The organism is Burkholderia sp. E168m15 (assembly GCF_016586105.1).
Taxonomy (GTDB): Bacteria; Pseudomonadota; Gammaproteobacteria; order Burkholderiales; family Burkholderiaceae; genus Burkholderia; species Burkholderia orbicola.
This window is the reverse complement of record NZ_BCPO01000138.1, coordinates 1-9,635: the sequence shown is the minus strand read 5'-3', so window position 1 is coordinate 9,635 and position 9,635 is coordinate 1. Positions and strand designations below refer to the sequence as shown.

Below are 9,635 nucleotides of genomic sequence, written 5' to 3'. Positions count from 1 at the left end.
GCGTTTTCGCGTCGTCGGCCAGCGCGGGTGGTACGCGCGCGACGCCCGGCGCCACCGCCGGCGCGGGCGCCGGTTCCGCATGCGCCGTGCCGAGCGACGCGGTGGCCTGCCGCGCCGCGCCGCGCAATGCCGCCGCGATCGGGCCGTCCCAGTCGACATCGATCGATCCCGTCGAACCGATCACCGTCAACGCGAGCTGCAGGCGCCCGTGCGGATCGAGCACGGGCACGCACATCCCGCTGACGCCCGGGCTCGGCCGGTCGATGCTGCGTTCGATGCCGCGTGCGCGGATCGCATCGAGTTCGACGGGTTGCGCATCGGCGTCCGGCGCGGCCGGCTCGCTTTCGGCGCCGGCAAGCGTCTCGCCCGCACCCGCCTGGCTGGCCGCCATCGCATCGAGTTGCGCGGCGTCGCCGAACGCCCGGAACACGCGGCCGGTCGCCGTGGTGTCGAGCGACATCACCGACCCGACGTGCAGGTTCACGTGCAACGGATAGCCGCCGTGTTCGATGCGCACGATCGTCGGGCCGAGCACGCCCGGCACCGACAGCGCGACGCTCAGCCCGACCGTTTCCGCGAGCCGCACCGCATGCGGCAGCGTCGCCCGGTAGGCCGGCTGGCGCTCGATCGACATCAGCCCGAGCCGCAGCGACAGCGGGCCCGGCTCGTAGTTGCCGGTGAGCGCGTCGCGCTTCACGAGCGCGAGCCGCGTCAGGCTCACGAGATAGGTGTGCGCCTGCGCGGTGGAGAGATCGGCCGCCGCGGCCAGCTCCGACAGCCCGAGCGGCTTGCGCCGGCGCGCGAGCGCGTCGAGCAGCCGGCCGCCGACCTCGACACTCTGGATGCCGCGCTGCGCCTTGGGCGGCGCATCGTCCGCGCTGACTTCGTGGTTCTGCACGCGATGATTCTTCCGTTGACGAAACCCCGCATGGTATCCGACGCCATTTTCAGCGCCAGCCCACAGGTTTACCCGTATTGGACAATAGCAAGCGCATTTGTCATTGACAAATATTCGACGCAGGCCGATGATCCGCTCACTCCCCCTCAACACATGGCTCGCAGCCACGGAACGCACAATGGCCAAAGCATTCGCCTCCCAAGCCGATCTGGAAGAGAAGAAAGTCACCTGGACGAAGCTGTCCGAGAACGCGTACGCGTACACAGCCGAAGGCGACCCGAACTCGGGCGTGATCATCGGCGACGACAGCGTGCTGATCGTCGACACGACCGCGACGCCCGCGATGGCGCAGGACCTGATCGCGAAGATCCGCAGCGTCACCGACAAGCCGATCAAGCACGTGGTGCTGTCGCACTATCACGCGGTGCGCGTGCTCGGCGCGTCCGCGTACTTCGACGAAGGCGCGCAGCACGTGATCGCGAGCCGCGGCACCTACGAGATGATCGTCGAGCGCGGTGAGGCCGACATGAAGTCGGAGATCGAGCGCTTCCCGCGCCTGTTCGCCGGCGTCGAGACGGTGCCTGGCCTGACCTGGCCGACGCTCGTGTTCGAGCGCGAGATCACGCTGTTCCTCGGCAAGCTCGAAGTGAAGATCATGCATGTCGGCTCGGGCCATACGAAGGGCGACACGATCGTGTGGCTGCCGTCGCAGAAGGTGCTGTTCTCGGGCGACCTCGTCGAATACGACGCCGCGTGCTATTGCGGCGACGCGCAGCTCGAACAGTGGCCGGCCACGCTCGAGGCGTTGCGCGCGCTCGGCGCCGAGAAGCTCGTGCCGGGCCGCGGCCCCGCGCTGCTGAATCCTGCCGAAGTGAACAAGGGCCTCGACTACACGAAGGATTTCGTCACGACGCTGCTCGCGCAGGGCCGCAAGGCCGTCGAGCGCAATCTCGACCTGAAGGCCGCGATGGCGCTCACGCGCGAAGCGATGGACCCGAAGTTCGGCCACGTGTTCATCTACGAGCACTGCTTGCCGTTCGACGTGTCGCGCGCGTTCGACGAAGCGAGCGGCATCGCGCATCCGCGCATCTGGACCGCGCAGCGCGACAAGGACATGTGGGCCGCGCTGCAGGACTGAGCGGCCCACGGCGGCGGGGCGGCGCTTACATGATCGCCTTGCCGTTTCCCTGAGGGTCGCGGCATTCGCGGCGGCATCGCGCCGCGGTGCCGGCGACCGTATCCGGTCTCACAAGAAAGCAGGGCGCATGCACGCCCTCGGAGACTGCCGCGCGCTCGACATCGCGCGGCCCGTTTGGAGAGAGACATGCCCCAATCGCTTCCCGCCGAAGCGACGCTTGCGCACGCGAGCGCGTCGGCGCCGACTTCCGCATCCGCATTCAGCGACGCGCTGCTGTTCCGCAAGATCGCGTGGCGGATCGTCCCGTTCCTGTTCCTCTGCTACGTCGTGTCGTTCCTCGACCGCATCAACATCGGCTTCGCGCAGTTGCAGATGAAGCACGATCTCGGCTTCAGCGATGCGATGTACGGCCTCGGCGCCGCGGTGTTCTACGTCGGCTACGTGTGCTGCGAAGTGCCGAGCAACATGCTGCTCGCGCGGTTCGGCGCACGCCGCACGTTCACGCGGATCATGCTGCTGTGGGGCCTCGCGTCGACCGGGATGATGTTCGTGTCGCAGCCGTCGCATTTCTACGTGCTGCGCTTCCTGCTCGGCGTGTTCGAGGCCGGCTTCTTCCCCGGCATCGTGCTGTACCTGACCTACTGGTTCCCCGCGAACCGGCGCGCGGCGGCGATCTCGGTGTTCTTCGCGGGCGTCGCGGTGGCCGGTGTGCTCGGCGGCTTGTTGTCCGGCTGGATCATGCGCGACATGAGCGGCGTGCTCGGGCTGCACGGCTGGCAGTGGATGTTCGCGATCGAAGGGGCGCCGGCGATTCTGCTCGCGTTCGCCGCGTTCTCGTTCCTCGTCGACCGGCCGCAGGACGCCGCGTGGCTCACGTCCGACGAAAAGGCGCGCGTCGCCGCGCTGTGCGCCGACGGCCGCGCACCCGGCAATGCGCATGACGGACGCAGCGTGATGGCCGCGCTCGCGAACCCGCGCGTGTACCTGTTCGCGTTCATCTATTTCTCGCTGACTTGCGCGTCGCTGACGCTGAACTTCTGGATGCCGCTGATGATCCGCGACTTCGGCGTGACCGACGTCGTCGCCGTGAGCCTCTACACGGTCGTGCCGAATGCGGTGGGCGCGGTGGGGCTGGTGCTGATCGCACGCCGCTCGGACCGCACCGGCGAGCGCCGCAAGCACTTCGCGTGCTGCACGATCGGCGGCGGGCTTGCGCTCGCGGCGCTGACGCTGCACCTGCACAGCTTCGCGGCGATGCTCGCGTGCCTGTCGATAGCGGCGACGCTGATCTTCGCGGCGCTGCCGATCTTCTGGGCCGTGCCGACCCGCTACCTGTCCGGCAACGCGGCCGCGGCCGGGATCGCGTTGATCAGCAGCATCGGGATCACGAGCGGCATCGTCAGCCCGTGGGTGATCGGGATGATCCGCACGCGCACGGGCAGCATGGATCTCGCCGTCTATCTGCTCGCCGCGCTGCTGGTGGCGAGCGGGGTGGCGCTGATGGTCGGCGTGAAGGGCGAAGGCGCGCGGCGCGGCGCGGCCTCCGCCGGCAACTAGCGCGCCGTGGTGTAGCGCGGTGCCGGCGTATTGGCCGACAAATGCGGCGCCATCGTGCGGCGCGCGGCCTCGTATGCCTCCCATTCGTCGCCCGCGTGCAGCGACGGGATCGTCACGAGCTCGCCGCGCTCGAACCCGACCAGCGCCGCATCGACCATGTCCGGCGCCGTCATCACGATTTCCTTCGGCAGGTGCTCGAGCGGCAGGCCGCCCGTCTGCCAGAACTCGGTGGCCGTCGCGCCGGGCAGCACGGCCTGCACCTGCACGCCCTTGTCGGCGAGCTCGTGATGCAGCGACTGGCTGAACGCGAGCACGAACGCCTTGCTGCCGCCGTACACGCCGTTCAGCGTTTCCGGCGAGATCGCGACGATCGACGCAATGTTGATCACCGCGCCGCGGCCGCGTGCGACGAAGCCGGGCACGGCCGCATAGGTCAGGCGCGTGAGCGCGGTCACGTTCAGCTCGATCATCCGCGTCATCGCGTCGACGTCGCTGTCGAGCAGCGGCGCATGCGTGCCGATGCCCGCGTTGTTCACGAGCAGCGTGATGCTCGCGTCCTGTTTCAGCTTGGCTTCGACGGCGGCGAGCGCCGCGCGGTCGTTGAGGTCCGCGTCGACGATCTCGACGCTGCGCTGCGTGTCGTTCGTGATGCGCTCGGCGAGGGCGCTCAGCCGGTCGCGATTGCGTGCGACCAGGATCAGGTCGTAGCCGCGGCGCGCGAGGCGGTCCGCGTAGACGGCGCCGATGCCCGACGATGCGCCGGTAATGAGGGCGGTACCGCGATGTGCTTGCGTCATGATGTGCTCCGTTTCGATGAGGATGGCCGGATGGCGTGAAGGCATTCTGGCCTCGAAGCGCGGCGACAGAAATGACGTAGATGGGTATGATTCCGGACATCGGGCCCATCGGCCCAATCGGCACGGAAGCGGAGAACGCACATGCACCGAATCGGCTTTCTGATCAGCGATGGCTTCCAGATCATGGCGCTCGCCGCGCAGTCGGTGTTCGAGTACGCGAACATGGGGATGGACGCGCCGTTCTACGCGATGGACAACTATTCGGTCGACGGCGGCGACGTGCGCTCGTCGCTCGGGCTGCCGGTCGCCACGCGCGCGCTGCGCGGCCGCCTCGGCGTCGACACGTGGATCGTCGCGGGCGTCAACGATCCGCTCGCCGCGCCGGCGCCGGCCGGCGTGGTCGCCTACCTGCGCCGCGCGAACGGGCGGGCGCGGCGGATCGCCGGCATCTGCACGGGCGCGTTCGTGCTGGCCGAGGCCGGGCTGCTCGCGCAGCGTCGCGCGACCACGCACTGGGCGTTCGGCCGCGACATGCAGCGGCACTACCCGGAGATTCGCGTCGAGGACGACCGGATCTTCATCGTCGACGGCCCGATCTGGACGTCGGCCGGCATGACGGCCGGCCTCGATCTCGCGCTCGCGATGGTGGAAAAGGATCTCGGCGCCGACGTCGCGCGGTCGGTCGCGCGCAAGCTGGTGATGCACCAGCGCCGCGCCGGCGGCCAGTCGCAGCATTCGGAAATGCTCGATCTCGCGCCGAAATCCGACCGGATTCAGAACGCGCTCAATTACGCGCGGCAGCATCTCGGCCGCGCGCTGACCGTCGAGGCGCTGGCCGAGGCCGTGCACCTGAGCCCGCGCCAGTTCAGCCGCGTGTTTACGCTCGAAACCGGGCAGTCGCCGGCGAAGGCGATCGAGCGGCTGCGGCTCGAAGCGGCGCGGCTGATGATCGAACAGAGCCGCCATCCGCTCGACGTGATCGCAAGGGAGAACGGTTTTCGCGATCGCCGGCACATGCGCGAGGCGTTCGTGCGCGGGTTCGGCGTGCCGCCGCAGGCGTTGCGGCGCGACGCACGGACGGAAGCTGACGCGCGCGAAACGGGCTGACGCGCGCGACCGCCTGCCGCCAGCGCGGGGCGGAAAAATCGCGCAGAATCTCGTCGACATGTTTCGCGAGGAGACACGATGCACGCCGAACCGTTCGACATTGCGATATCCGATCAAGCGCTCGACGATTTGCGGCGGCGCGTGCGCGACACCCGCCCGCCCAACCTGACACCCGCCGAGCCGTGGCAGCAGGGCGTCGACGGCGCGTGGCTGCGCGAACTGGCCGCGTACTGGGCCGGCGGCTTCGATTGGCGCGCGGCGGAACGTGCGCTGAACCGGCTGCCGCAGTTCATCGCGGACGTCGGCGGCCGGCGCGTGCATTTCGTGCATCGGCGCGGCACCGGCCCGAAACCCTATCCGCTCGTCGTCACGCACGGCTGGCCGGGTTCCGCATTCGAATTCCATGCACTGATCGATCGCCTGTGCGATCCGGCCGCGTTCGGCGGCGATCCGGACGACGCCTTCGACATCGTCGCGCCGTCGCTGCCCGGCTTCCTGTTTTCTCCCGCGCCGGCGGCGCCCGGCACGTCGGCGCTTCAGGTCGCCGACTGCTGGGCGGCATTGATGGCCGGCCTGGGCTACCCGCGGTTCGGCGCACAGGGCGGCGATCTGGGCGCGGGCGTGTCGGTCGCGCTCGGCGCTCGGCATGAGGGCGTGGTCGACGGCATCCATCTGAACTACCTGCCCGGTAGCTACGACCCGCCGATCGACGCGGCGCGGCCGCTGACCGACGACGAGCAGGCGTTCCTGAAGCAGCGCGGCGAGTGGGCGGCGCTCGAAGGCGGGTACGCGTACGTCCACATGACGAAGCCGCAGACGCTGGCCATCGCGCTCAACGATTCGCCGCTCGGGCTGGCCGCGTGGATCGGCGAGAAATTCCGTGCGTGGAGCGATTGCGACGGCGACGTCGCGCGCCGTTTTTCGCACGACACGCTGCTGACGGGCATCTCGCTCTACTGGTTTACCGGCTGCATCGGCTCGTCGATGCAGATGTACTGGGAGAACCGGCTGCAGCCGATGCGGTTTGCGCCCGGGCAACGCCTGGCGGTGCCCGTCGGCTTCGCGCGCTTTCCGAAGGAAATCAGCCGCCCGCCGTGCAGTTGGCTCGAACGCGTATTCGACGTGGTGCAGTGGACTGACATGCCGAGCGGCGGCCATTTCGCGGCGATGGAGGAGCCGGACTTGCTGGCCGACGATATTCGGCGGTTTTTCAGGCGTTTCCGATAACCGGCGGGCAAGCCTGGCGGCGGAAACGAATACTGGAGGACGCTCGCGCGTGACGGGATGGACGGGCGCGGCACGATGCGCGTCGCGTCGCCTGTCTTGCCGCGTAGTTACCGCGTAACGAACGCCGTGGCCGCATCCGGCGCCGTACGCGCATGCTTGCGCTGGCGCAGCAGCGCGACGCGGCAGTTCTCGCGCGCCGTTTCGCGGCCGTCGTCGTCGAGCAGCACGAGGTCGCCGCGCATCACGTTCAGCGTGATCACATCCTCGCCCGGCGCGCCGAGCGTTTCCGGCGTATGTACCGAGCCGGCCGGTTCGAGCACCGTCGAACCGGCGTGCGCGACCCAGTCGTATTCGCGGTAGCGCCACGCACCCTGCAGCGTATGGACGAATACCTCGCCATCGTGACGATGGCGCGGCAGCATGCCGCCGGCCGGCATCTTCAGCAGCGCGGTCAGCGTGTCCTCGGCCGCGTTGATGTGCAGGTACTTGATCGCGAGCCCCGGCAGGTCGGCGCTCATCGGCAGCCACGGCAGCGCGTCGCCGGGCAGGCACGAGATCGGCGGCAGGTCGATGGAGAGCGGGGCGGACGGCTGCGTCATGGCGGAAGGCGGTGCGGAAACGGGAAGCCCGCATTATCGCAGAGCCGGAATGCGCGGCCGAACGGGGCGCGGCGTCGTGCCGAAAGCACACGTGGCCGCCCGATCCTTACACGATGAAATATACAGTCAAACTGTACAGTTTGACTGTCGATGTGCTATCTTGGATTCATGAACTCGCCATCGTCTTCCCCCGACACCCTCCCGCTGGCCGGTCTCGCCGGCGAACTCCGCATCTCGGTCGGCAAGCTGATGCGGCGGATGCGGGAGCAGACCCATCCGAACGACCTCACGTCCTCGCAGAAATCGGTGCTGCTGCGGCTCGATCGCGACGGTCCGGCGACCGTGTCGGCGCTGGCGCGCGCCGAAAGCGTGCGCCCGCAGTCGATGCGGGTGACGGTCGCCACGCTCGAGGCGCTCGGCGCGGTCGCCGGCGCGCCCGATCCCACCGATGGCCGGCAGACGCTGATCGCGCTCACGCCCGGTTTCCGCAAGGTGCTGCAAGCCAATCGCGCGGCCAAGGACGACTGGCTCTTTCGCGCGCTGCACGCGCAACTGTCGGCGGCGGAGCAGGCCGAGCTCGCGGCGGCCGTGAAGCTGCTGCAGCGGCTCGCCGAATTCGAGGACCCGGCGCGTTCGTGAACCGCTCCGGCCCGCTAGCCAAAAGGACAACCCGCAAATGAACCTCCTGCACCTCGTGTCGTACTTCTTCGGCGGCGCGTTTCTCGCGAACGCCGTGCCGCATCTCGTCAGCGGGCTGCGTGGCGAGCCGTTCCAGACGCCGTTCGCGAATCCGCCCGGCCGCGGGTTGTCGTCGTCCACCGTGAACGTGCTGTGGGGCGTCGTGAATCTCGTGATTGCCTATGCGCTCATGCGCCGGGCCGGCGATTTCGACCTGAAGGTCACGGCCGACGCGGCGGCGTTCGGCCTCGGCATCCTCGCGCTCGGCCTGTTCCTCGCGCGGCATTTCGGCGCACTGCACGGCGGCAACGAGCCCGACCGGGAGCGGCCGTGAGCGTGCCGGCAGCGGGCGTGTTCCGCTCGCTTCGCAGCTTCAACTACCGCGTATGGGCGATCGGCTCGCTGGTGTCGAACATCGGTACGTGGATCCAGCGCACCGCGCAGGACTGGCTCGTCCTGACGCAGCTCACGCATCACGACGCATCGGCCGTCGGCACGGTGATGGCGCTGCAGTTCGGGCCGCAACTGCTGCTGTTGCCGTGGACCGGCTACGCGGCCGACCGCTTCGACCAGCGCAAGCTGCTGATGGCGACGCAGGCGCTGATGGGGGCGCTGGCGCTCGTGCTCGGCGTGCTGACGGTCACCGGTGCGGTGCGGCTCGAGCACGTGTATGTATTCGCGTTCCTGTTCGGCTGCGCGTCGGCGTTCGACGCGCCGGTGCGGCAGACTTTCGTCGCGGAACTGGTCGGCGACCGCGAACTCGCGAACGCAGTCGCGCTCAACTCGACGTCGTTCAATGCCGCGCGGATGGTCGGCCCGGCGGCGGCCGGCTTCCTGATCGCATCGGTCGGCACCGGCTGGGCGTTTCTCGCGAACGGTCTCAGCTTCTTCGCGGTGCTGGCGTCGCTGTCGCGGCTTCGGGAGGACGAACTGCGCACCAATGTGCGGGCAAGCCGCTCGCGCGGCAGCCTGCTCGACGGATTCCGTTACGTGTGGCGCCGGCCGGACCTCACAGCCATCCTCGTGATGCTGTTCCTGATCGGCACGTTCGGGCTGAATTTCCAGTTGTTCATTTCGACGATGGCCGCCAGCGTGTTTCACGTCGATGCGCGTGGGTTCGGTTTCCTGTCGTCGATGATGGCGGTCGGCACGATCTCGGGCGCGCTGCTCGCCGCGCGCCGCGAGCAGCCGCGTTTCCGTCATCTGTGGATCGGCGCGGCGCTGTTCGGGCTCGGCTGCACGTTCGCCGCGCTGGCGCCCGGCTACTGGTCGTTCGCCGCCGCGCTGGTGCTGACCGGCGTCGCCGCGATCACCTTCATGAACTCGACCAACAGCCTGATGCAGCTTTCCACCGAGCCGGCGATGCGCGGCCGCGTGATGGCGCTGCGTCTCGCGGTCGCATTGGGCGGCACGCCGATCGGCGCGCCGGTGGCCGGCTGGGTCGCGAACCATCTCGGCCCGCGCTGGGCGCTCGGCCTCGGCGCGGCGTCCGGCTTTGCCGCGGCGCTCGTCGCGACCCATTTCGTCACGCGCAAGCGAGCGCAGCCCCGCGCATCCGACGACGGGGCCTGAACGAACCCGAACCGGAAGCCGCCGCTATGCCGCCGGCAGCGCCCCCGCCATGCGCGGCGTTC

Annotated in this window: 10 protein-coding genes; 7 read left to right on the top strand and 3 right to left on the bottom strand. The window is 69.1% G+C overall.

Features of this window, described 5'->3' with window-relative positions:
- A partial coding sequence (locus JMF86_RS21000) for an IclR family transcriptional regulator (RefSeq protein WP_201317133.1) occupies positions 1 to 898 on the bottom strand: 898 nt, incomplete at its 3' end.
- A 178-nt stretch (positions 899 to 1,076) separates the two neighbouring features.
- On the opposite strand from JMF86_RS21000, the gene JMF86_RS20995 reads away from it, so the two are divergent.
- Together JMF86_RS20995 and JMF86_RS20990 are read left to right on the top strand one after the other, a co-directional pair.
- Entirely contained in the window at positions 1,077 to 2,036 is a 960-nt protein-coding gene (locus tag JMF86_RS20995) for an MBL fold metallo-hydrolase (protein WP_006482658.1), read from the top strand.
- A 186-nt stretch (positions 2,037 to 2,222) separates the two neighbouring features.
- Complete coding sequence (locus tag JMF86_RS20990; RefSeq protein WP_011547780.1) at positions 2,223 to 3,593, top strand: MFS transporter; 1,371 nt, start codon at positions 2,223 to 2,225, stop codon at positions 3,591 to 3,593.
- Here JMF86_RS20990 and JMF86_RS20985 read toward each other — a convergent pair.
- A complete protein-coding gene (locus JMF86_RS20985; protein WP_041489484.1) occupies positions 3,590 to 4,390 on the bottom strand; it encodes an SDR family oxidoreductase in 801 nt (266 codons plus the stop codon). The two genes, JMF86_RS20990 and JMF86_RS20985, sit on opposite strands and share 4 nt — an antisense overlap.
- A 141-nt stretch (positions 4,391 to 4,531) precedes the next feature.
- On the opposite strand from JMF86_RS20985, the gene JMF86_RS20980 reads away from it, so the two are divergent.
- Entirely contained in the window at positions 4,532 to 5,497 is a 966-nt protein-coding gene (locus JMF86_RS20980; protein WP_011547778.1) for a GlxA family transcriptional regulator, read from the top strand.
- A 78-nt stretch (positions 5,498 to 5,575) separates the two neighbouring features.
- The gene (locus tag JMF86_RS20975) at positions 5,576 to 6,724 is read left to right on the top strand and encodes an epoxide hydrolase family protein (protein WP_011547777.1); all 1,149 of its coding nucleotides are present in this window, start codon (positions 5,576 to 5,578) and stop codon (positions 6,722 to 6,724) included.
- A 107-nt stretch (positions 6,725 to 6,831) separates the two neighbouring features.
- On the opposite strand, the gene JMF86_RS20970 is transcribed toward JMF86_RS20975, so the two are convergent.
- The gene (locus tag JMF86_RS20970) at positions 6,832 to 7,323 is read right to left on the bottom strand and encodes a 2,4'-dihydroxyacetophenone dioxygenase family protein (protein WP_011547776.1); all 492 of its coding nucleotides are present in this window, start codon (positions 7,321 to 7,323) and stop codon (positions 6,832 to 6,834) included.
- A gap of 150 nt (positions 7,324 to 7,473) precedes the next feature.
- Between JMF86_RS20970 and JMF86_RS20965 the strand changes: the two genes are divergently transcribed.
- The 3 genes from JMF86_RS20965 to JMF86_RS20955 are packed head-to-tail and all read left to right on the top strand — an operon-like array spanning position 7,474 to position 9,573.
- Positions 7,474 to 7,962 (top strand): MarR family winged helix-turn-helix transcriptional regulator, encoded by a 489-nt coding sequence (locus JMF86_RS20965; protein ID WP_011694727.1) that lies wholly within the window; start codon positions 7,474 to 7,476, stop codon positions 7,960 to 7,962.
- A gap of 37 nt (positions 7,963 to 7,999) precedes the next feature.
- Positions 8,000 to 8,335, top strand: coding sequence for a hypothetical protein (locus tag JMF86_RS20960; protein WP_011547774.1), 336 nt, complete (start codon positions 8,000 to 8,002; stop codon positions 8,333 to 8,335).
- A complete protein-coding gene (locus JMF86_RS20955; RefSeq protein ID WP_011547773.1) occupies positions 8,332 to 9,573 on the top strand; it encodes an MFS transporter in 1,242 nt (413 codons plus the stop codon). Before JMF86_RS20960 ends, JMF86_RS20955 begins: the two co-directional genes overlap by 4 nt.
- Positions 9,574 to 9,635: the final 62 nt, after the last annotated feature.